Here is a 21,571-nt window from a genome sequence, read left to right as displayed (position 1 = left end):
CGCCCGGCGATCCGGTGGAACGCGCTAGGAGCGGGCCTTCCCGACCACGAACGGGTCCTCGAAGTCCAGCTCACGGCTGATCTCGCGGAGCGTGGCCGCGCCGATCCGCCCCTTGCGGTAGAGCGCGGTCAGCTTCGCGCGCTGGGCCTCGACCAGCTCGGCGCGGACGTGGCGGCTGTTGGGCGGGCGCCTCTCCTCCTTGCCCTCCTCGCGGTCGAGGAGGTAGCGGACGCGCTCCAGCCGGACCTCCAGCATCTGCCGGAACGCCTCGGCGGTCTGCTCGTCCACCTCGTCCTCCTCCGCCAACTCCTCCAGCCGGGCGAGGGCGGCCTTCAGCCCGGCCCTGCGCGCGATCATCGACTCGTGCCTGCGCCGTCCGGACTCCGCCAGCCCGAGCCGGCGCAGCAGCAGCGGCAGCAGCGGCGCCTGGCCGATCAGCGTGATCAGCACCACCAGCGCGGTGAGCAGCACGAGCAGGCCGCGCTCGGGCCCGACGGCGGCGGGCAGCGACAGCGCGATCGCGAGCGAGATCGCGCCGCGCATCCCGCCGAGGCCGATCACGACGCGCTGGCGGGGGCCGAGCTCCCGCCCGCCGGGCGCCGCCCGGGCGAGCGGCCCGGCGCCGAGCTGCCACAGCAGCCGGACGCCGATCACGACGCCCGACACGGCGAGCGTGGTCAGGGCGACCTCGCCCCAGGTGTGCCCGCCGGGGTGGCGGAGCACCTCGCGGATCTCCAGGCCCAGCAGGACGAACAGCGCCGACTCCAGCAGGAACGTGAGGATCTGCCAGAAGGTGTTGCCGACCAGCCGCGACGCGGGCTGGAGCACGCCCTCCCCGTGGGTGCCGATCGAGAACCCGGCGACGACGGTGGCCAGCACGCCGGACACGCCGAGGTTCTCCGCCGGGACGAACGCGAGGTAGGGGGTGACGAGCGAGACGATGATCTGGCTGACGGGGTCCTTGATCGAGCGCCGGACGCGGCGGATCGCGATGCCGAGCACCAGCCCGTAGGCCACTCCCCCCGCCACGAGCTGGACGGCCCGCAGGGCGCCGTGGGCGGGGGTGAACCCGCCGTCGAGCGACTCGACGGCGAGGGCGAAGACGGTCAGCGCCGCGCCGTCGTTGATCAGGCTCTCGCCCTCCAGGATCGTCACCAGCCGGGGCGGGGCGCCGAGCCGCTGCATCACCGAGGTCGCCGCGACCGGGTCGGTGGGCGAGACGGCCGCGCCGAACGCCAGCGCGGCGGCCCAGCCGAGCCCGGGCAGCAGGGCGTGGACCGTTCCCGCGACCGCGACCGTGGTGACGGTGGTGAGCCCGAACGCCAGCGTGACGATCGCGGTGAGGTCGGCGCGGGCCTCGCGCGGCGCGGTGAAGAACGCCGCGTGGTAGACCAGCGGCGGCAGGAAGCCGAACAGCACCACCTCGGGCGCGACCACGACCTCCGGCAGCGCGGGGACGAACCCGGCGCCCATCCCGAGCAGGACGAGCAGGATCGCGTCGGGCACCCGCAGCCGCCCGGCCAGCGCGCGGGTCAGCAGCACCACCACGGCGACGACGAGGAACACCACGAACAGCCGGTCCACACCCACGCCCGTGATCTTCTCCGAGAACGGCGCCGCTATACGCGTGCGGGCGCCCGGATCAGTGGAACGGTCCCTTTCGCGGCGCGCGGAATCGTCCGGGCGGAGTGTGCGCGGACGAGGGTTCCGGGCGGCATATGGTTGAGGTCGGGCCGCGTTTCCGGTCCCGGCGGTGCCGGGGCGCACGACCCCCCGTACGCGCCGGGGGTCCGGGGGTGCCACCCCAGGAGCCGTCGGCCCCGGTCCCCGAGACTGGAGTCACCGTGATCTTCACTCATGACACCGAGCAGGCGCTCGCCGTGGTCGTCGACCTGGTCAACACCAGCGCCGCGACCGACGGCGAGGAGGAGCTCGCCGGCCTGCCCGACCTGCGCGCGTTCGTCGAGCGCAACGACTTCAGCGGCGTGGGCGAGCTGACCGAGGCCGACCTCGCGCGGGTCCTCGGGCTGCGCGAGCGCTTCCACGCGGTGTTCCGGGCGCCCGACGTGCCCTCGGCCGTCCGGCTGATCAACGAGGTGGTGGGCGGGGTCCGCACCACCCCGCACCTGACCGACCACGACGGCTACGACTGGCACGTGCACTTCTTCGCGCCCGGCGCGCCCATGGGCGAGCACCTGGCGGCCGACTGCGGGATGGCCCTCGCCTACGTCGTCGCCGAAGGCGAGCTCGACCGGCTGCGCACCTGCGAGGCGCCGGACTGCTCGCGCGTCCTGGTCGACCTGTCGCGCAACCGCTGCCGCCGCTACTGCGACAGCCGCACCTGCGGCAACCGCATGCACGTGGCCGCCTACCGCGCCCGCCAGCGCGAGGCGGTGTCCCAGAGTCCCGGCCCACGTCCCTCGCCCGGCGGCTCGGGGCGTGACCGTGCGTTCGCGGGCGCGGCATCGCTTCGCGATCTTCCCGGTGGGGGCTCGCCTCCGGCCTCGCCCCCACCGGTCGGCTAGCGCGCCCGCGCGACGGCCGAGGCCGCTTGGAAACGCGCCCCGGCCCCCTCCAGGGCCCGCCAGGCCCGCGCTAGCCGCCCCGGGCGGTCGTGGTGAGGTCGCCGACGGCGGTGAGGGCGCGGCGGGCGGCGGCGACGTCGTGGACGCGGAAGACGCGGGCGCCGAGCCAGGCGGAGACGCCGAGGACCGCGAGGGTGCCCGCGCCGCGCCGGTCGACGGGGCGGCCGAGGGTCTCCCCGATGAAGTCCTTGTTCGACACCGCGACCAGCACCGGCCACCCGGTGGCGGTCATCTCGCCGAGCCGCCGGCTGATCTCCAGCGAGTGCCGGGTGTTCTTGCCGAAGTCGTGGGCGGGGTCGATGAGGATCGCGTCCCGCCGCACGCCGAGCGCGAGCGCGCGCTCCGCCTCGGCGGTGACGTGCCCGATCACGTCCGCCATGACGTCGTCGTAGCCGACGCGGTGCGGGCGGGTGCGGGGGTCGAGGCCCCCGGCGTGCGAGCAGACCAGGCCGATGCCGTGCGCGGCGGCGACCCCGGCCAGCTCGGGGTCGGGCCCGCCCCAGGTGTCGTTCAGCAGGTCGGCGCCCGCCCGCGCGACGGCGTCGCCGACCTCGGCGCGCCAGGTGTCGACGCTGATCACGACGCCGGGGTGCCGCTCGCGGACGGCGGCGACCAGGTCGACGACGCGGCGCAGTTCCTCGGCGACGCCGACGTCCTCGCCGGGACCGGCCTTGACGCCGCCGATGTCGATGATGTCGGCGCCGTCCGCGACGGCGCGCCCGGCCGCGTCGAGGGCGGCCTCGAAGGCGTAGGTGGCGCCCCTGTCGAAGAAGGAGTCGGGCGTGCGGTTCACCACCGCCATGATCGCCCGCGGGCCGAGCCCGCGCCCGTTCAGCCGCAGCGGGGCCCCGTGTGAATCGCTCATGACGAACCACACCGTCGCACATCCGGGGCCCCCCTCGCGAACCAGAAGGCGGTTCGGTTCAAACGAGGCCCTCGCTCGTCACCATCGCGCGGTGTCGCTAACCTCAGAGGCCACGCCCGCCGTGGGCCCGGCCCGCGGCGGCCCCGCGTCCGACCGATTCGGCCAGGAGGATCCGCTGACCAGGCGAGCACTCATCACCGGCATCACCGGGCAGGACGGCTCGTACCTGGCCGAGCATCTGCTGGAGCAGGGGTACGAGGTGTGGGGCCTGGTGCGGGGGCAGGCGAACCCGCACGTGTCGCGGCTGCGCAAGCACATCGGCGACGTGCGGATCACCACCGGCGACCTGCTGGACCAGGGCAGCCTGATCTCGGCGGTGGAGCGGGTGGAGCCCGACGAGGTCTACAACCTGGGCGCGATCTCCTACGTGCCGATGTCCTGGCAGCAGGCGGAGCTGACCGCCGAGGTGACCGGCATGGGCGTGCTGCGGATGCTGGAGGCGATCCGCGTGGTGTCGGGCGTCAGCGCGTCCCGGACGCCCGGACGCGAGCAGATCCGCTTCTACCAGGCGTCGTCCTCGGAGATGTTCGGGATGGTGCGCGAGACGCCGCAGAACGAGCGGACGCCGTTCCACCCGCGCAGCCCGTACGGGGTCGCCAAGAGCTACGGGCACTACATCACCCAGAACTACCGCGAGTCCTACGGGATGTTCGCGGTGAGCGGGATCCTGTTCAACCACGAGTCGCCGCGCCGGGGCGCGGAGTTCGTCACGCGGAAGGTGTCGCTGGGCGCGGCGCGCATCAAGCTGGGCCTGGCGGGCGAGCTGCGCCTGGGGAACCTGGAGGCGCGCCGCGACTGGGGCTACGCCGGCGACTACGCCCGCGCGATGCGGCTGATGCTCGCCCAGGACGCGCCCGAGGACTACGTGATCGGGACGGGCCAGACCCGGTCCGTGCGGGAGCTGGTGGCGTTCGCGTTCCGCTCGGCCGGCCTCGACTGGGAGGACCACGTCGTCCTGGACGCCCGCTACACCCGCCCCGCCGAGGTCGACCTGCTGTGCGCCGACCCGAAGCGGGCCCGCGAGCAGCTCGGCTGGGAGCCCGAGGTGTCCTTCGAGGGCCTGGTGACGATGATGGTCGAGTCCGATCTGCGGATGCTGGCCGGGTCGGCGAGGCCCGAGGACGAGCCTTCGGGGCCCGACCACTGGTGACCTGCCCCCCGCGCGGGTGATCTTCGGGGGGCCGCGTGCGACGATGCTGTCATGGCGACTTGTGAGCATGTGCGGTCCCTGCCGGCGCAGGACCCGGCCCCGAACACCCCGGACGGCTGCGAGGAGTGCCTCGCGCTGGGCGCCCGGTGGGTGCACCTGCGGCTGTGCCTCGGCTGCGGGCACGTGGGCTGCTGCGACTCCTCACCGAACAAGCACGCGTCCGCGCACTTCGAGAAGGAGGGGCACCCGGTCGCCCGGTCGTTCGAGCCGGGCGAGGACTGGCGGTGGTGCTTCGTGGACGAGCTGATCGTCTGATGCCGGACGTCCGGCTGGGCACCGCACCGGGGCGCTGGATCCTGCTGGCGACCGTGCTCGGGTCGAGCGTGGCGATGCTCGACTCGACCGTGGTCAACGTCGCGCTGCCGAGGCTGGGCGAGGACCTCGGCGCCGACATGGCGGGCCTCCAGTGGACGGTGAACGCCTACACGCTGACGCTCGCGGGGTTCATCCTGCTCGGCGGCTCGCTCGGCGACCGCTACGGGCGGCGGCGGATCTTCCTGGTCGGCGTGGTGTGGTTCGCGGTGGCCTCGGTGCTGTGCGGGGCCGCTCAGGACGTCGGGATGCTGGTGGCCGCGCGGGCCCTGCAGGGGGTCGGCGGGGCGCTGCTGACGCCGGGGTCGCTGGCGATCATCCAGGCGTCCTTCAGCTCCGACGACCGGCCCCGCGCGGTCGGCGCCTGGTCGGGGCTCGGCGGCGTCGCGGGGGCGGTCGGACCGTTCGCGGGCGGCTGGCTGGTGGAGGCGGCGGGCTGGCGCTGGGTGTTCCTGCTCAACGTCCCGCTGGCGGCGGTCGTGGTGCTGGTCGCGGTCCGGCACGTCCCCGAGAGCGTCGACCCGGACGCGAGCGGCCGCTTCGACGTGCTCGGGGCCGCGCTGGCGGCGCTGGCGCTGGCCGGGACGACCTACGCGCTCACCGAGGCGCCGGGCGGCGGCTCCGGCGCGACCGCCGCCGTCTTCGCGGGCGTGGGCGGGATCGTCGCCGCCGTCGTGTTCGTGCTGGTGGAACGCGCCCGCGGCCGGGGGCGGCACCTGCCGGGCCTCCGCTCCGCTCCCTTGCGGGGGGCCGACTCCTCCCGCTCTCCGAAGCGGCCCGGACGCGCGGTGCCCCACCCCATGCTGCCGCTGGAGGTGTTCGCCTCGCGGCAGTTCTCCGCCGTCAACCTCGTCACGTTCGTCGTGTACGGGGGGATGGGCGTGCTCTTCTTCCTCTTCGTGCTGAACCTCCAGGTCGTCGGGGGGTTCTCGCCGATCGCGGCGGGCACGGCGCTGCTGCCGGTCACGGCGCTGATGCTGCTGCTGTCGGCGCGGGCGGGCGCGCTCGCGCAGAAGATCGGGCCGCGGATCCCGATGACGGTGGGCCTGGTCGTCGCGGCCGTCGGGATGGTGCTGGTCGGCCGGATCGGCGCGGGCGCCTCGTACGCGAGGGACGTGCTGCCCCCCGTGATCGTGTTCGGGCTGGGCCTGTCGGCGGTGGTCGCGCCGCTGACCTCGACCGTCCTGGCCTCCGCCGACGAGCGGCACGCGGGCGTCGCCAGCGGCGTCAACAACGCCGTGGCGCGGGCGGCGGGGCTGCTGGCGGTGGCGGCGATCCCGCCGCTGGCGGGGCTGACCGGCGCCGCGTTCACCGATCCGGCCGAGTTCTCCGACGGGTTCCGGATCGCGATGATCGTCTGCGCCGGGCTGCTGCTGGCCGGGGCGATGCTGAGCTTCCTGACGGTGAGCGCCGACGCGCTGCGCGGCCCGTCCGGGGAGCGCCGGGAGCCGCAGTGCAAGAGCAGTTGCGGCGTGGGCGCGCCGCAGTTGCAGCCCGAACCGGAGACCGTCCCCGCCAGGCACGGCGCGGGCGCGTAGCCGAGCGGCGGGGCGACCGGTGGGGCGACGCCGGAGGCGGCCCCCACCGGGAAGGTCGCGAAGCGATGCCGCGCCCGAAGGCACGGTCACGGCCGTGGGCCGCCAGGCGAGCGGCCGCGGGCCGGGACTTCAACAAACACAGTCCTAATCCGGCTATGTCCAGGACCGGGTCGGCCGGTTGGCATACGGTCAGGGCATGAATCTGCGGCAGCTGCGCTACGTCGTGGCGACCGCCGACCACGGCACGATGACGTCGGCGGCCCAGGCTCTCTATGTCGCCCAGCCCGCGCTGTCGCGGGCCGTCCGCGAACTGGAGCGCGAACTCGGGGTGGAGCTGTTCGCGCGCTCGGGACGCGGCGTCGTGCTCACCGCCGTCGGCGAGCGCGTCGTGCGGCAGGCGCGGGTCGCGCTGGAGGCGGTCGACGCGATCGAGGGCATGGCGGTCACCAAGGCCAACGGCCGTCCGGGCGCCGAGCTGCGGGTGGCGACCACCGCGTCCCTGGAGCCGGAGCTGACCGGGCGGCTCATCCCCCGCTTCGCCCGCGACCAGCCGGCCGTCCGGATCCGGGTGGTGCGCTGCGAGGACCGCGACCAGGTCGCGGCGGCGGTCCGGGCGGGCCGCGCCGACCTGGCGCTCGCCGACCTGCCGGTGCCCGGCGACATGGCGGCCCACCCGTTCGAGCAGCGGGAGGTGGTGCTGATCTCGCCGCCCGCGCTGAAGGTGCGCGAGCCGGTGCCGCTGACCGCGCTGGACGGGATGCGGCTCGTCCTGCCCGCCAGGGGCAGCGCCCGGCGCGCCGAGATCGACGCGATGCTGCGCCGGATCGGCGCGACGCCGGTCGCCGCGGTGGAGTCCGACGAGCGCGGCGCCTGGCTCGGCTGGGTGCGCGCCGGGCTGGGCTCGCTGCTGTGGTACCGCAACCAGCTCGACGACACCGAGGGCGTCACCGTCCGCTCGTTCATGCCGCCGATCACCCGCATGATCGGGCTGGTCCACGCGCACCGGCAGCTCCCCCCGGCGGCGCGCGACTTCCTCGCCTTCGCCAAGGGCACGTCCCGCGACCAGCACTGACGCGCCGGGCGGCGGGTGCCGCGGGGGCCGCCTCGTGGGATCATCTGCCGGTGGAGACGACGCATGCGCTGTGGCTGCTGGCGATTCCGGTCAGCGCGCTGATGGTGGCCGCCGGGGCCCGGCGGCTGGGCCTGTCGGCACCGCTGGTGCTGGTGATCGCGGGCCTGCTGGTGACGTTCGTGCCGGGCGTGCCGGAGTTCGAGCTCGACCCGGAGTTCGTGCTGTACGTCTTCCTGCCGCCGCTGCTGTTCTCGGCGGCCTGGCAGAGCTCGTTCTACAACCTGCGGGAGAACGTCAGGTCGATCACGCTGCTGTCGGTCGGGCTGGTGCTGTTCACCACGTTCGCGGTCGGGTACGCGGCGCACCTGCTGGTGCCGGGCCTGCCGCTGTCGGCGGCGTTCGTGCTCGGCGCGATCGTGGCGCCGCCGGACGCGGTGGCGGCGGTGAGCATCGCGCAGCGGCTCGGGCTGCCGCGCCGCAGCGTGACCGTGCTGGTCGGGGAGAGCCTGTTCAACGACGCGACCGCGCTGACGGCGTTCCGGGTCGCGGTCGTCGCGGCGACGGGCGCGGGCTTCACGCTCGCCGACGGGGTGTGGCGGTTCCTGTTCGCGGCGGTGGCCGGGGCGGCGGTGGGGCTGCTGCTCGGGCCGCCGCTGCACTGGCTGCGCACGCGGCTGGACGACCCGCTCGTGGAGAACGGGGTGGCGCTGGTCGCGCCGTTCGCGGCGTACCTGCTCGCCGAGACCGTGCACGCGTCCGGGGTGATCGCGGTGGTGGTCAGCGGGCTGTACCTCGGGCACCGCTTCACCGACTCGCCGGCGGTGACGCGGCTGATCGGGCACTCGTTCTGGAAGGTCATGGTCTTCGTCCTGGAGACCGTGGTGTTCCTGCTGATCGGGCTCCAGCTGCCGCCGGTGATCGACGGGCTGTCGGGGCACGGGTGGCCGGAGCTGCTGGGCTGGGCGTCGGCGATCTTCGCGGTGACGGTCGCGGCCCGGTTCGTGTGGATCTTCCCGGCGTCGGCCGTCCCGCGGCTGCTGTCGCGGCGGGTCCGGGAGCGGGAGGGCGAGGTCGGCTGGCGCGACCGGGTCGTGGTGTCGTGGGCGGGCATGCGGGGCGTGGTGTCGCTGGCGGCGGCGTTCGCGATCCCGTTCGCGACCTCCGACGGCGATCCGTTCCCCGGCCGCGACCTGATCCTGTTCTTCACGTTCACGACCGTCCTCGGGACGCTGCTGGTGCAGGGCCTGACGTTCCCGGCGCTGATCCGGGTGCTGCGGGTCGGCAGCGCCCGGGAGCGCTACGCCGACACGGTCGCGGAGGCGGGCGCCCAGCACGCCGCCGCGAAGGCGTCGCTGGACCGGCTGGAGGAGCTGGACGCCGAGGAGGAGCTGGACGCGGCGGTCGTGGAGCGGCTGCGGCAGCTCGCCGAGCACCGGCAGCTGCGGGCCTGGGAGCGGCTCGGCGGCGGGACGGGCCCGGCGGGCGAGGAGGTCCCGACGGCGACCTACCGGCGGCTGCGGCGCGAGATGCTCGCGGCCGAGCGGCAGGTGTTCGTGCGGATGCGCGACGAGCGCCGCATCGACGACGAGGTGCTGAACCGCGTCCTGCACGAGCTGGACCTGGAGGAGGTGGCGCTGAACCGCGACTGACCAGTGGCGGCCCAGGCCACAGCGGACGAACCCGCGCGCCGCGCCCTGCGGGGGCGGGGCGGCCGGTGCCCCGGCCACGGTCGACGCCGTGGCCGAGGCGCCCTTTCTCACGCGCCGTTGAGGGGTCTTTCGGGGAGTTCCACGGCGTAGGACTCCTTCACCACGTCCAGGTGGTGCCACGACTCGCGGACCGTCACGCCCGGCACGGCCCGGATGGCGTCCAGCACCGCGACGATCTCCGCCCGGGACGACGCCTCGGCCTGCCCGACGATGTCGTAGCGGCCGAACCCGGTCGCGAGGTAGCGGACGCCCTCCTGGGCGGCCACGGCCTCGGCGACCTTGCGCAGCGCGCCGGTCACCACCAGCCCGAACCCGCCGAGCTCGGCGGCGCCGAGCGCGAGCGGGTCGGCGAGCCCGGTGACCTGGATGACGCCGGTGCGCATCAGCCTGACCACCCGCGCCCGGGTGGCGGCCTGGGACAGCCCGATGATGTGCGCGAGCCGGGTGTAGGGGGCGCGGCCGTCGCGCTGCAGCTCCTGCAGGAGCCGCCAGTCGATGTCGTCGAGGGTGACCTCGCCGAGCTCGCGGACGACCGCGTGCGTGTCGCGCACGGTGGAGATCGAGCGGAACACCTCGGCCGCGCGCACGCCGGGGACGGACCGGATGTGGTCCACCTCGGCCGCGAGCGCGGCGTCGTCGCGGGTGCGCACCTGCGCGACCAGGTCGTAGGGGCCCGCGGTCAGCGCGGTGAAGCTGACGGCCGGCTGCCCGGAGACGGCCGCGGCCACCTCCCGGGCCGAGCCGTCCACGGTGACCGAGACGTGCCCGATCGCCTCCGCGCCGACGACGGCGGCGTGCACGATGCCGACGACGCGGACGACCTCGGTTTCGAGAAGGTTCTGCACCCGTGCCCGCACGGCCGTGCGGGAAAGCCCGACGCGGTCGGCGAGCGCCTGGAACGTCGCCCTGCCATCCCGCTGGAGCTCGCGGACGAGCACGGCGTCGACCGCATCCAGCACGGCTGTCCTCCTCGACATGAGTTGAATCGTTTTGCCAGCAACTGCAAGATCATTCCATTTCAGGACGGTCTGACGTCAAATATTGATCTTGCTCGTGTTCGCCATGCCCGGCCGCCGTCGAAGCGTCGGTCTCCGGTCGCGGAGGCGACGAATTCGGCGCCGGACGAGCCCATGCGGCAGCGCAACGCTGCCGTGCCCGCGCCGGGGGCCCGGCGCGGGGGCGCCGGGCGGCGGGCGTGCGGGGTGGCGGTGATCACTCAGGGGATCGCCTCGCGGGGCGGGCGGCCCGCGGCGCGAACGAACGCGGCCGACCGGGTCCAAGTGCGTGGCCTGCATGCGCTTCTCCCGGTGTTCTGATGTCACGCCCCCTACGGCGGGTCGGCCGTTCGCGTGAGGCACATGTAAGAAAAGTGCATCGGGGGCGCAGTTACGTCAAGAGGTAACTTTACAGAGAGCTAAGCCTCACGTTGCACTGTTTTCCTTCTCCGCATGTTCTGTCTCGATCGCCCCCGGCCGGAGGCCCTGGAGCGCGCCGCCCCGGCGGGCCGGGGCCCCTGCCCCGGACGGAGCGTCATCGCCGCAGATCAGGCGGCCTTTCGCGGGGGTGAGGGAGGGGTCGCGCCCGGGCTTGTGCGGAGCATCCTCGGGTATGGATCACAATGTACGGTGGCCCAGCCACTTTGATCCGCGATTGGTGTGTAGTCAGCGTGCGCCTGCTGAATGTTGAGGCTTCAACCCACGACCTCACCTACAACGACGTCTTCATGGTCCCGCGCCGCTCGGCGGTCGGGTCGCGCCTGGAGGTGGACCTGTCGACCGTCGACGGCAGCGGCACGACCGTCCCGCTGGTGGTGGCGAACATGACGGCCGTGTCCGGCCGCCGGATGGCCGAGACCGTCGCCCGGCGCGGCGGCCTCGCGGTGCTCCCGCAGGACATCCCGAGCGAGGTGGTCGCGGAGGTCGTCGGCTGGGTGAAGGGCCGCGACCTGATCGTCGACACCGCGATCCGGCTCGGCCCCGCCCGCACCGCCGGGGACGCGCTGGCGCTGCTCGGCAAGCGCGCCCACAACGCCGTGATCGTGGTCGAGGACGACCGCCCCGTGGGCGTGGTCACCGAGGCCGACTGCGCGGGCGTGGACCGGTTCTCCCAGCTCCGCGACATCATGTCGCGCGACCTCGTCACGCTCCCGGCGGGCGTCGACCCCCGCGAGGCGTTCGACCGGCTGCACGGGCGCGGCCACCGGCTCGCCCCCGTCGTGGACGCGGCCGGGCGGCTCACCGGCGTCCTCACCCGGACGGGCGCGCTGCGCGCCACGCTCTACAAGCCCGCCGTGGACGGCGCGGGCAGGCTCCGGGTCGGCGCGGCGGTCGGGGTGAACGGCGACGTCGCGGGCAAGGCGGCGGCGCTGCTGGAGGCGGGCGTCGACCTGCTCGTCGTCGACACCGCGCACGGCCACCAGGAGAAGATGACCGGCGCGCTGGCCGCCGTCCGCGCCCTGGACCCGGCCGTCCCGGTGGTCGCCGGGAACGTGGTGACCGCCGAGGGCACCCGCGACCTGATCGAGGCGGGCGCCGACATCGTCAAGGTCGGCGTGGGCCCCGGCGCCATGTGCACGACCCGGATGATGACCGGGGTCGGCCGCCCCCAGTTCTCCGCGGTGCTGGAGTGCGCCGCCGAGGCCCGCCGCCTCGGCCGGCACGTGTGGGCCGACGGGGGCGTCCGGCACCCGCGCGACGTCGCGCTGGCGCTGGCGGCGGGCGCGGCGAACGTGATGGTCGGCTCCTGGTTCGCCGGCACCTACGAGTCGCCCGGCGACCTGCAGCGGGCCGCCGACGGGCGGCTCTACAAGGAGAGCTTCGGCATGGCCTCGGCGCGCGCCGTCCGGCTGCGCACGGCCGAGGACTCCCCCTTCGACCGGGCCCGCAAGGCGCTGTTCGAGGAGGGGATCTCCACCTCCCGCATGTTCCTCGACCCCCGGCGCCCCGGCGTGGAGGACCTGATCGACTCGATCGTCGCGGGGCTGCGCAGCTCGTGCACCTACGCGGGCGCGCGGACGCTGGAGGAGTTCCACGAGCGGGCGACGGTCGGGATCCAGAGCTCCTCCGGCTACGCCGAGGGAATGCCGCTGGACACGAGCTGGTGATCCGTCCCCCGGCCGCCGCCGTGTCCGGTTCGAACGCTCCCGGCGGCCGGTTCGAACGCCCCTGGGGAGGGGGCGCGGTCCGATCGCCGTCCGGGATTGCATATTCTGAACATGAGCTGCACATGATGCGGGAAAAAGCTCGCATTCGGTCGACTTTCACGCAACCTTCGCGCGGTTTCGCGCGTCCATAATGTGAGCCGGTGGATGAGTTCGCGCGGGCGGGGAATCGGAGCGTACATGTCGAGTCGATCAGCGAGCCGGCGCCCGCCGACGGAGGACGCGGAGGGCGCCGGCGGCGAGTCGCGGGGCCGGGGACTGCCCCGCGCGCTGGCGCTGACGCTCGCCTCCGCGCTGCTGTGGGGGGTCGCGCACCTGTCCACCGGCCGGCGGATCTCGGGCGGGCTGCTGCTCGCGCTCTACCTGCTCGTGGCCGCCTCGGTCGGCACCGCGTTCACGGTCTACCGCTCCGACCTCGTCCACCTGGCCTTCCGCCCGGACGCGCTGCAGCGGATCGCCGCCGGGCTCGTGGTGCTCGGCCTGGTGTGGATCGTCGTGGTCATCCGCTCCTACCAGGTGCTGCGGCCGGCGGGGATGTCGGTGAGCGCCCGCGCCCTCGGCGCCGGGTCCGTCGCGGTCATGTGCTTCGCGGTGGCGGTGCCGATGGCCTGGTCGGCGCACAGCACCTACGTCTACCGGGACGCGCTGACCAGCATCTTCCACACCGGCAGCGAGAACGGCCGGCACATCGACACCTCCGACCCCTGGAACGGTGAGCGGCGCGTCAACGTGCTGCTGCTCGGCGGCGACGCCGCCGCGAACCGGGAGGGCGTCCGCACCGACAGCATGACGGTGGCCAGCGTCGACACCAAGACCGGCGACACGGTGCTGCTGAGCCTGCCGCGCAACCTGGAGCGGTTCCCGCTGCCGCCCGGCCCGGCCCGCGACCGCTTCCCCTACGGCTTCACCGGCGACGGCCCGGCCACCCCGGGGCTGCTGAACGAGGTCTACCAGTACGCCGAGGAGCACCCCGACATCGTCCCGGGCGTCGCCAAGAACCACCGCGGGCCCGAGCTGCTGAAGGCCACGATCGCCGGGATCCTCGGCATCCGCGTCGACTACTACATCCTGGTCGACATGTTCGGGTTCGCCGACATCGTCGACGCGATGGGCGGCGTCCGCGTCAAGATCACCGAGCCGATCCCCTACGGGCAGCAGGGCGGGGTGCTGGCCCCCGGCGAGCGGAAGCTGAAGGGCAAGGAGGCCCTCTGGTACGGGCGCTCCCGCACCGACAGCGACGACTACGTCCGGATGGGCCGGCAGAAGTGCCTGATGCGGGCGATCGCCCAGCAGGCCGACCCGCAGACCGTGCTGACCAAGTTCGACAAGCTCGCCTCGGCCGCCAAGCGGACCCTGTCGACCGACATCCCGCAGGAGCTGCTGCCCGCGCTGGTCAAGCTGTCCTCCAAGGTCAAGGACGGCGCGCAGATCAACAGCCTGCCGTTCGTACCGCCGCTGATCAGCACCGCGAACCCCGACTTCACGCTGATCCGCAAGCTGGCCGACAAGGCGCTCAGCACCGACGAGCCGAGCGCGTCCCCGAGCGCCTCGCCCAGCACGTCCAGCACGTCCACCGCGTCCCCCAGCACGTCCCCGACGGGCGGGAACGGCTCGCAGGCCGGGACGAAGCCCGGCTCGCGCCCGCACTCGCAGACCAAGCCGGTGTCGCTGGAGGCGAGCTGCCCGTCCTGAGGGGCGAGTCCCGCCCGGCCCCCGGAGGGGGGATCATTGGGGGGCGACACCTCCGACCATGACGTCTCCGACCACGAGAGGGCGATACGGGTGCCCCGGATCCACGGCTGCGACGCCTTCCGCGTGAGAATGCCGCGCGGGCGGCGGCCGGAGAGCATCCTGGTCCGGCTCGCCGAGGAGGACGGCGCGGTGGGCTGGGGCGAGGCGGCCGTCCCCGGCGCCGCCGCCGAGCCCGCCTGGGCCGACATCGAGAAGCGCATGGGCCCGGCCCTCATCGGGCTCGACTGGGACCGCCCCGAGGACGTGTCCGCCACCGCCGACCTCGGCGCGCGCGACGCGGCCGCCGCGGTCGACGTGGCCTGCTGGGACCTGTGGTGCCGCGCCCGGGGCCTGCCGCTGGCGCACGCGCTGGGCGGCACCCGCACCTCGATCGTGACGGGCTCGCGGATCGCGCCCGAGCCCGTCCTGGAGACCGTCACGGGCCGGGTGAACCAGGCGATCGGCGCCGGGCACACCCGCGTCACGCTGGACATCCGACCCGGCTGGGACATCGAGCCCGTCCGCGCCATCCGGCACGCCTACCCCGCGCTCGCGCTCGTCGCCGACGCCGGGCACGCCTACACCGAGTCGCCCGAGCACCTGGCCGTCCTGGAGGGCCTGGACTCCTACGGGCCGGTGGCGATCGAGCGGCCCTTCGCCGCCGAGGACCTCGCCGCGCACGCCCGGCTCCAGCAGCGGGTCGGCACGGCCATCGCCCCGCACGTCGGCGACCTCGACACCCTCGACGCGGCCCTGTCGCTGGAGGCGGGCCGCGCCCTGCACCTGAGGCTGGACCGGCTCGGCGGGCTCACCGCCGCCCGCAGCGCCCACGACCTCGCCTACGCGGCGGGCTGGGACGTGTGGTGCAGCGGCTCCGGCGCGTTCGGCATCGGCCAGGCCGCCGCCGTCGCCCTGGCGGCCCTGCCCGGCTGCACGCTGCCGAGCGATGTGTCCGACCCGGCGCGCGGACCGGTGTTCGTGACGCCGCCCGTCCGCTCGTCCGGCGGGGTCGTCGGCGTGCCGCTCACCCAGCCGGGCCTCGGCCACGAGATCGACGAGGAGCGCATCGGGCGCCTGGCGACCCGCCGCATGCGCCTGTCGGCGTGACCCCCGCCTGGGTCGTCGCGGGCCCGCCCGGCGGCGGCAAGTCGACGGTGTCCGCCCTGCTGCTGCGGCGGCTGCGGCCCGTCCCCGCGCTGCTCGACAAGGACACCATGTACGGCGCGTTCGTCGCGGCGACCCTCGCCGCCCGCTCCCGCGACCCCGGCGAGCGGGAGGGCGCCTGGTACGACGCGCACGTGAAGCCGCATGAGTACGCGGGCATGACGGCCACCGCCCGCGAGATCCGCTCGCACGGCTGCCCGGTCCTGCTCAGCGGCCCGTTCACGGCCCAGATCCGCGACCCGGCCCGCTGGGCGGAATGGGTCGCGGACCTCGGCGGCCCGCCGGTGACGCTCGTCTGGATCCGCTCCGACGCCGCGACGCTGCGGCACCGCCTGCGCGAGCGCGGCTCGGCCCGCGACACCGGCAAGCTCGCCGGCTTCGAGGCGTTCGTCGCCCGGATGCGGCCGGACGAACCGCCCCCGGTCCCCCACCTCGCCGTGGACAACCGGCTCACCGCCCCGGCCGCCCTCGACGCCCAGCTGGACGACCTGCTCCCCTAGTTGGGCCGGGCGTCCCCAGGACGCGGCGGAGGGCCGTAGGGCGGCGGCGGGGCGTAGGGGTCGGCGGGCACGCCGTAGGCGCCCTGCCCGCCCTGGACTCCCTGCCCGCCCTGGGCCCCCTGGTCGCCGTGGACGCCGTACGGGTCGTAGTGCGGCTCGGGCGGCAGCAGCGCGGCGGGCTGCTCCGCCGCCGCGATCCCGGGCTCGCGGCGGGCGTCGCGGCGCTGCTGGTAGGCGTCGTTGAGCCGGCCGCCGAGGCGCTTGCCCATGTCCTGGACCTGGCGGGCGCGCTCGGAGTCCAGCGCCCGGCGCACCGACTCGGCCTGAGCGACGCGCGCGGCGTTCTCGCGGACGGCCCGCCCGGCGACCTGGCCCGCCGCCTGCGTCCCGTCCCAGGCGATGCCCGCGCCCTGGACGGCGAGTTCGGCGGCACGCCGGTAGGAGCGGGCGCGGACCACGGCGGTGCCCGCGGCGAGGTCGGCGAGCGTCCGGCGGCGGGCGCCCACGAGCGCGGGGGCGCTGTTGGCCGCGAAGACGGCGAGCGCGGCCAGCCACACCAGCACGGCCAGGAAGAACATGCCCTCCAGCAGCAGGAACCAGGCGGTGCAGTACAGCCCGCTGCTGCCGGCGGTGGTGACCAGCGCGCGTCGCAGCGCCCGCGCCTTGGCGGGCCTCCCCGCGCCGGAGGTGACCCGCAGGTCCAGGGCGGCCTTGCCGAGCGTCCGCCCCGCGAACGCCTGCGCCGCGAACTGGTACAGCAACTCGGTCAGGACGAGCAGGAGCAGCGCCTGCTCGATGTCGGTGACGATCGAGTTCCAGATCCCCAGGCCGAAGTCCTCGGCGGCCTTCTGGACGTCGCCGCCCGTCAGCACCAGCCCGCCGACCGCCCCCAGCGCCTTGCCCCACAGGCCGTCCACGAGGAGGCCGTGCAGGCGCCCCCACGTCATCGTGCCGAGCAGGGCGGCGACGCCCGCCATGAGCGCGGCGTCGATCGTCCAGGCGGCCAGGCGGCGGCCGCGGGGCGGCGCGTCCGAGGGCTCCGGCTCCGGCGGCCCCGCATACGGGACGGGCGGCGGAGGCGGCCCCGCGAACGGCGGAGGGGATGGCGGGGAAGGCGGAGGCCCGTACACGAACGCCCCTAACATCTTGAGTTCTCGGTCGATCAAAACGCGGGATTGTCAGGAGTGTAGGACGCGAACCCCGTCCTCGCACGCCGACGCGAGTCTCCACCCCCTCCTTGCCAGGCGTCTCCGACCGGCTGCCGCAGGCCCCGCTTCCAACGTGACCGGGCACCCGCCGAACTGGGAACCTGACACCCGGCCGTAGAAGGCCCGCTATTCACCAGGAAAAGGCCGTTTCTCTACCCCCGACTGTCCTCATCAAAGTCAATAGACTTGCGAAAAAATGATCGCAGGCCCACTGACAGCCCACTGCCTTTACAATGTAGATTTTTTGCGGCACGGCCACCCGCCCCGCAGCGGTGCACGGGGATCGCCTCGCACCGGTCACGGATCCTCCGGTGGCGGGACGTCTTCCGGCATAAGCTGGGTTTATCCGGCTTGTCCACCGGTCCTGGCAGAAAAAAACATCGTCGCCGGTTCGGGGCCGGTATATCGGAGGCACGGGCACAGAACCGTCCTCCAGGCGATGGGGACTTCCTTCCCGCTGTCGCCTTCCTTCCATTTCTTGGCCTCGGGTGCGGCCTCATCGCAGCGCCCGGCACGAGGGTCGTGAAGGCGAAATGGCGGAAGCGCCCGCATACCGGATCCGGCGGCGGATCGTCCTTCCGGCGGCCCTCGGACGTAGAACCCTCCCTGCGAGGGTTCCCGGTGCGATGGCACGCCCCGCCTGCCCGGATCTGGGAGACTGGGCGGACCATCAGGGCCTTGATTTCGGAGGACGCTCGGACATGCTGCATCTGCTGCGGATGGAGTACACCAGGACGGAGCAGGAGGCGACACCGCACATCCCCGAGCACATCGAGTTCCTGAAACGCCACCACGCGGCCGGGACGTTCCTCGTGTCCGGTCAGACCGTGCCGTCCACGGCGGGCGGCCTGATCATCGCCGCGGGCGTCGACCGCGCCGGCATCGAGCGGGTCCTTGTCGAGGACCCCTTCGTCCGGGCCGGGGTCGGCCGCTACACGATCACCACCGTCGCCCCCCGTCGCGTGCATCCGGACATCGCGGCGCTCCTCGACCGGGAGGGCGCTCCCCCGGCGACCTCCTAGCCGCACCAGCGCGGGGCGGACCAGCATAGGCGGGACGGGGCGGTCCGGAACCCAGCAGGCCGGATCTTGCCAGCGGCGTTGACCTCACCCGCTCGCGCCCTGAATCTGAACACATGTTCAGAACAGAGGTTCAGAATGCGCGGCGCGTCCGGGCGCGCCTCCCCGCCTCCTGCGAGGTCGCGGTGCTCGGCGGCGGCCTCGCCGGGATGGCGACGGCGGCACGCCTCCAGGCCGCGGGGATGTCCACGCTGGTCGTCGAGGCGCACGGGCACGCCGGGGGCTGCGCGGGCTACTACCGCCGGCGCGGGTTCTCCTTCGACGTGGGGGCGACGACGATGGTCGACTTCGAGCCCGGCGGCGTCGGCGCCGAACTGCTCGACGGCGTGGGCATGGCCCCGGTCCCCGGCGAGGCGCTGCCCGGCTACGTCGGCTGGCTGCCCGACCGCAAGGTCACCCTCCACCGGGACACCGCCGCGTGGCGCCGCGAGCGGCTGCGCGCGTTGGGCGACACCCCGCGCCACCGGGCGTTCTGGTCCCATCTCGACCAGCTCGCGGAGGTGTTCTGGGACGCGAGCCGCGCCGGGGTCCGCCTGCCGATGCGCCGTCCCGCGGACGCCCTCCACAACCTGCGGGTGCTCGGCCCGCGCGGGCTGCCGCTCGCCCGCCACATGAACACCACCCTCGGGGAGAGCCTGAGCCGGCACGGCCTGCGCGGTGACGCGCCCCTGGCCGGTCTGCTGGCGATGCTGGTCGAGGACACCGTGCACAGCTCCCTCGACCGCGCCCCGCTCATCAACGCCGCCCTCGGCGTCACGATCCGCGGCGCCGGGCTCACCCGCCCGCAGGGCGGCATGCGCGGCTTCTGGCGGCGCTTCGTCGCCCACTACCGCGCGATGGGCGGGCGACTCCACACCGCCTGCCGGGCCGAACGGGTCACCGGACGGGACGGGGCGTTCGAGGTCCACACCGGGCGGGGCGCCGTCCACGCCCGCCAGGTGGTGAGCGCGCTCCCCGCCTCCACGACCGCGCGGATCGTCCCCGCCCTCTCATCCCGCCTCAAGCCCTACCTGGACCGCGACGCGGCCGAGCTGGGCGGCGCGATCGTCGCCTTCCTCGGCGTGCCGGAGGACGAGGTCGCCGGGCAGGAGTTCACCCACCACCAGCTCATGCAGGACTACCGGCGACCTCTGGGCGACGGCAACAACATGTTCGTCTCCGTGTCGGCGCCCGGCGACACCGACAGCGCGCCGGCGGGGCACCGCGCCGTCATGATCTCCACGCACACCGGGCTGTCCGGCTGGGAGGGCCTCTCCGCCGACGCCTACGAGACGCGCAAGCGGGAGATCGGAGAACGGCTCGTCGGGCTGGCGCGCCGCGTCCACCCGTCCCTCGGCGAAAGGGCTCTGGTCTGGGACGTGGGCACGCCTCGCTCCTACGAGCGGTTCGCGTTCCGTCCACGGGGCGCCGTCGGCGGGGCCCACCAGACACCGGGCAACGCCAACCAGAACGCGATCCCGCACTCCCTCGGCGTACCCGGCCTGTGGCTCGTGGGCGACTCGACCTGGCCCGGCCTCGGCACCGTCGCGTGCGCGCTCGGCAGCAGGATCGTCGCGGACGACGTCCTGCGGGCCGCACGCCGGACGGCGGCACGCCGATGATCCCGAAGCTGGCCGACCTCGGTCCCGACCTCCTGGTAACCACCCGTCGCCGCCGGGTGCTCACCCTGTCCCTCCCCTACGCGGGATTGGCCCTTCTCGCTGCGGTGGCCACCGCCGGATGGTGGTGGCTCACCCCGCCGATCGCCTTCGGGATCTTCGTCGCGGTGGTGACCGCGACCCACGACGTCGTCCATCGCTCCCTCGGACTCGGCCGGACGGCGACCGAGTGGGCCCTGTTCCTCCTGGGCGCCGTCCTGCTGGAGAGCGGACACGCCTACCGCGCCACCCACCTGCAACACCACCGGACGTTCCCGAGCGACGACGACCCCGAGGGCTACCCCGCAGACCTGTCCGCGCTCGGCGCGATCGCCTATGGCCCGGTCTTCCTGGCCCGGCTGTGGCTCTGGGCGTACCGGCGCGGCCGTGCGCGGCGGCGCCTGTGGCTGCTCGCCGAGGCGGCGGTACCCGTGGCGGCGGTCGGCGCGGGGATCCTGCTCTGGCGCGGGCTCCTCGTGTACGCCGTCATGATGATCGTGGGAAGCTGGGTGTACCCGCTGCTGACCGTCCACCTGCCGCACCGCCACTACGGAGACACGCCGCTCACGCAGACGCACACCCTGCGCGGCCGTGTCATCCCGGCGCTGTTCCTGGAGCTGACGTACCACTTGGAGCACCACCTCTACCCGCAGGTGCCGAGCCACCACCTCGCCCGGCTCGCCCGCCGACTCGACCCCGTCCTCGCCGACGCCGGTGTTCGTCCCCGGAGAGTGATCTGACCGCGATGGCGCCACGCGCGCAGGCCAGGAAACGCCTCCTCGAAGCGGCGATACGCACGCTCGCCGCCGAGGGCTACGGCGGGACGACCGCCCGGTCGATCGCCCGCACCGGAGGCTTCGCCCCTGGCGTCATCTACTACCACTTCGACGACCTGGAGGACCTGCTCCTCGCCGCCCTCCGCCACACGAGCGAGATCCGGATGGCCTGTTACGAGGAGGCTCTCGGCTCCTGCACGGACGCGACCGAACTGCTGGCCCGGCTCCGGGAGCTGTACGCGGAGGACATGCAGCACGAAGGACACATCGACGCGGTGCAGGAGCTCTTCGCCGCCTCGTCCGCCTCCCCCCGGCTCCGCGCGGAACTGCTCGCGCACGTCGAACCGTGGGCCGACTTCGCGGCCGCCGCGATCCGCCGCCTCGTCCAGGGGACGGCCTTCGAGGACATGGCCCCGTCCCGCGAGATCGGCCTGATGGCCGTCGCCATGTTCCTCGGCATCCAGACCATCACGCACCTGGACGGCGACCGCGACCGCATCGAGTCGCTCTTCACCACGATGGAGCCGGCAGCCATTCTCTGGGACGCCTTCGCCCGGGGCGGTGGCACCTTTCCTGACAAATGAGAAAGGGCCCCGCCGTGAGGCGGGGCCCTTCCCTACAAAGAGTCCGGCGGCGTCCTACTCTCCCACACAGTCCCCCATGCAGTACCATCGGCGCTGAGAGGCTTAACTTCCGGGTTCGGGATGGGACCGGGTGTTTCCCTCTCGCCAAAACCACCGAACGACCAACCCCAACACCCCAAACCAACCAGGGGCGCGGGAAACTCATCGTCCGAGACCAGGCTCGAAACATTCACTTGTAAAAGACCAACGGGTTCCCGTTTGTTTTCCGGGAACCACACAGGGACGCGAACACCACACAACAACACTGCGACATGTCTTGAACGTATTGTGTGGTCAAGCCACTCGGCCTATTAGTACCGGTCGACTCCACACGTTACCGCG

Annotated in this window: 18 protein-coding genes and 1 rRNA gene; 14 read left to right on the top strand and 5 right to left on the bottom strand. The window is 73.9% G+C overall.

Translation table 11 applies throughout. The features are described from left to right. Positions 1 to 24 precede the first annotated feature (24 nt). On the bottom strand, positions 25 to 1,590 hold the full coding sequence (locus GNZ18_RS32415; RefSeq protein ID WP_156220465.1) for a Na+/H+ antiporter: 1,566 nt from the start codon (positions 1,588 to 1,590) through the stop codon (positions 25 to 27). 254 nt (positions 1,591 to 1,844) lie between these two features. Between GNZ18_RS32415 and GNZ18_RS32410 the strand changes: the two genes are divergently transcribed. Beyond that, positions 1,845 to 2,525 (top strand): CGNR zinc finger domain-containing protein, encoded by a 681-nt coding sequence (locus GNZ18_RS32410; RefSeq protein WP_214620452.1) that lies wholly within the window; start codon positions 1,845 to 1,847, stop codon positions 2,523 to 2,525. Between the two features lie 70 nt (positions 2,526 to 2,595). On the opposite strand, the gene folP is transcribed toward GNZ18_RS32410, so the two are convergent. Next, positions 2,596 to 3,450, bottom strand: coding sequence for a dihydropteroate synthase (gene folP / locus GNZ18_RS32405; RefSeq protein ID WP_156220463.1), 855 nt, complete (start codon positions 3,448 to 3,450; stop codon positions 2,596 to 2,598). 175 nt (positions 3,451 to 3,625) lie between these two features. On the opposite strand from folP, the gene GNZ18_RS32400 reads away from it, so the two are divergent. From GNZ18_RS32400 to GNZ18_RS32380, 5 genes are all read left to right on the top strand, one after another. Next, a complete protein-coding gene (locus GNZ18_RS32400) occupies positions 3,626 to 4,660 on the top strand; it encodes a GDP-mannose 4,6-dehydratase (protein ID WP_156220685.1) in 1,035 nt (344 codons plus the stop codon). Between the two features lie 51 nt (positions 4,661 to 4,711). After that, positions 4,712 to 4,975: a ubiquitin carboxyl-terminal hydrolase 14 gene (locus GNZ18_RS32395; protein WP_156220462.1), complete on the top strand. Its 264-nt coding sequence runs from the start codon at positions 4,712 to 4,714 to the stop codon at positions 4,973 to 4,975. Further along, positions 4,975 to 6,570 carry an MFS transporter gene (locus GNZ18_RS32390; protein WP_156220461.1) on the top strand — a complete coding sequence of 532 codons (1,596 nt, stop codon included), beginning with the start codon at positions 4,975 to 4,977 and terminating at the stop codon, positions 6,568 to 6,570. The genes GNZ18_RS32395 and GNZ18_RS32390 overlap by 1 nt, the downstream gene beginning before the upstream one ends. A 196-nt stretch (positions 6,571 to 6,766) precedes the next feature. Continuing rightward, positions 6,767 to 7,642, top strand: a complete 876-nt coding sequence (locus GNZ18_RS32385; RefSeq protein WP_156220460.1) for a LysR family transcriptional regulator — start codon at positions 6,767 to 6,769, stop codon at positions 7,640 to 7,642. Positions 7,643 to 7,692: 50 nt separating this feature from the next. Next, complete coding sequence (locus GNZ18_RS32380; RefSeq protein ID WP_214620454.1) at positions 7,693 to 9,291, top strand: Na+/H+ antiporter; 1,599 nt, start codon at positions 7,693 to 7,695, stop codon at positions 9,289 to 9,291. 107 nt (positions 9,292 to 9,398) lie between these two features. Here GNZ18_RS32380 and GNZ18_RS32375 read toward each other — a convergent pair whose 3' ends face one another. Continuing rightward, positions 9,399 to 10,310: an Lrp/AsnC family transcriptional regulator gene (locus GNZ18_RS32375; RefSeq protein ID WP_214620455.1), complete on the bottom strand. Its 912-nt coding sequence runs from the start codon at positions 10,308 to 10,310 to the stop codon at positions 9,399 to 9,401. 707 nt (positions 10,311 to 11,017) lie between these two features. On the opposite strand from GNZ18_RS32375, the gene GNZ18_RS32370 reads away from it, so the two are divergent. From GNZ18_RS32370 to GNZ18_RS32355, 4 genes are all read left to right on the top strand, one after another. Beyond that, on the top strand, positions 11,018 to 12,454 hold the full coding sequence (locus GNZ18_RS32370; RefSeq protein WP_214620456.1) for a GuaB1 family IMP dehydrogenase-related protein: 1,437 nt from the start codon (positions 11,018 to 11,020) through the stop codon (positions 12,452 to 12,454). A gap of 237 nt (positions 12,455 to 12,691) precedes the next feature. Further along, a complete protein-coding gene (locus GNZ18_RS32365; RefSeq protein ID WP_156220457.1) occupies positions 12,692 to 14,203 on the top strand; it encodes an LCP family protein in 1,512 nt (503 codons plus the stop codon). 36 nt (positions 14,204 to 14,239) lie between these two features. Beyond that, entirely contained in the window at positions 14,240 to 15,349 is a 1,110-nt protein-coding gene (locus GNZ18_RS32360) for an enolase C-terminal domain-like protein (protein WP_312874876.1), read from the top strand. Next, a complete protein-coding gene (locus tag GNZ18_RS32355) occupies positions 15,346 to 15,906 on the top strand; it encodes a P-loop nucleotide/nucleoside kinase family protein (protein ID WP_214620458.1) in 561 nt (186 codons plus the stop codon). Before GNZ18_RS32360 ends, GNZ18_RS32355 begins: the two co-directional genes overlap by 4 nt. Here the strand turns inward: GNZ18_RS32355 and GNZ18_RS43360 are convergent. Further along, positions 15,903 to 17,072, bottom strand: coding sequence for an RDD family protein (locus GNZ18_RS43360; protein WP_156220456.1), 1,170 nt, complete (start codon positions 17,070 to 17,072; stop codon positions 15,903 to 15,905). The genes GNZ18_RS32355 and GNZ18_RS43360 overlap by 4 nt on opposite strands. A 743-nt stretch (positions 17,073 to 17,815) precedes the next feature. Between GNZ18_RS43360 and GNZ18_RS32345 the strand changes: the two genes are divergently transcribed. The 4 genes from GNZ18_RS32345 to GNZ18_RS32330 all read left to right on the top strand — a co-directional run bounded on the left by GNZ18_RS32345 (position 17,816) and on the right by GNZ18_RS32330 (position 21,190). Beyond that, positions 17,816 to 18,136, top strand: a complete 321-nt coding sequence (locus GNZ18_RS32345) for a YciI family protein (RefSeq protein ID WP_156220455.1) — start codon at positions 17,816 to 17,818, stop codon at positions 18,134 to 18,136. Between the two features lie 113 nt (positions 18,137 to 18,249). Further along, positions 18,250 to 19,794, top strand: coding sequence for a phytoene desaturase family protein (locus GNZ18_RS32340; RefSeq protein ID WP_156220454.1), 1,545 nt, complete (start codon positions 18,250 to 18,252; stop codon positions 19,792 to 19,794). Then, entirely contained in the window at positions 19,791 to 20,570 is a 780-nt protein-coding gene (locus GNZ18_RS32335) for a fatty acid desaturase family protein (RefSeq protein ID WP_156220453.1), read from the top strand. Before GNZ18_RS32340 ends, GNZ18_RS32335 begins: the two co-directional genes overlap by 4 nt. Positions 20,571 to 20,575: 5 nt before the next feature. Then, entirely contained in the window at positions 20,576 to 21,190 is a 615-nt protein-coding gene (locus GNZ18_RS32330) for a TetR/AcrR family transcriptional regulator (protein WP_156220452.1), read from the top strand. Between the two features lie 41 nt (positions 21,191 to 21,231). Here GNZ18_RS32330 and rrf read toward each other — a convergent pair. Beyond that, a 5S ribosomal RNA gene (gene rrf / locus GNZ18_RS32325) occupies positions 21,232 to 21,348 on the bottom strand. Positions 21,349 to 21,571 lie beyond the last annotated feature (223 nt).

It is taken from the genome of Actinomadura litoris (assembly GCF_009733595.1).
GTDB classification, from domain to species: Bacteria; Actinomycetota; Actinomycetes; order Streptosporangiales; family Streptosporangiaceae; genus Spirillospora; species Spirillospora litoris.
Note: the sequence above shows the minus strand (reverse complement) of the source record. Positions and strands in the feature narration are given on the sequence as shown.

What these genes read in the sequence shown, in the direction of transcription:
- folP (WP_156220463.1), bottom strand. Translation starts at nt 3,450, where the DNA reads ATGAGCGATTCACACGGGGCCCCGCTGCGGCTGAACGGGCGCGGGCTC.
- GNZ18_RS32385 (WP_156220460.1), top strand. Translation starts at nt 6,767, where the DNA reads ATGAATCTGCGGCAGCTGCGCTACGTCGTGGCGACCGCCGACCACGGC.
- GNZ18_RS32390 (WP_156220461.1), top strand. Translation starts at nt 4,975, where the DNA reads ATGCCGGACGTCCGGCTGGGCACCGCACCGGGGCGCTGGATCCTGCTG.
- GNZ18_RS32365 (WP_156220457.1), top strand. Translation starts at nt 12,692, where the DNA reads ATGTCGAGTCGATCAGCGAGCCGGCGCCCGCCGACGGAGGACGCGGAG.
- GNZ18_RS32395 (WP_156220462.1), top strand. Translation starts at nt 4,712, where the DNA reads ATGGCGACTTGTGAGCATGTGCGGTCCCTGCCGGCGCAGGACCCGGCC.
- GNZ18_RS32335 (WP_156220453.1), top strand. Translation starts at nt 19,791, where the DNA reads ATGATCCCGAAGCTGGCCGACCTCGGTCCCGACCTCCTGGTAACCACC.
- GNZ18_RS32340 (WP_156220454.1), top strand. Translation starts at nt 18,250, where the DNA reads ATGTTCAGAACAGAGGTTCAGAATGCGCGGCGCGTCCGGGCGCGCCTC.
- GNZ18_RS32345 (WP_156220455.1), top strand. Translation starts at nt 17,816, where the DNA reads ATGCTGCATCTGCTGCGGATGGAGTACACCAGGACGGAGCAGGAGGCG.
- GNZ18_RS32330 (WP_156220452.1), top strand. Translation starts at nt 20,576, where the DNA reads ATGGCGCCACGCGCGCAGGCCAGGAAACGCCTCCTCGAAGCGGCGATA.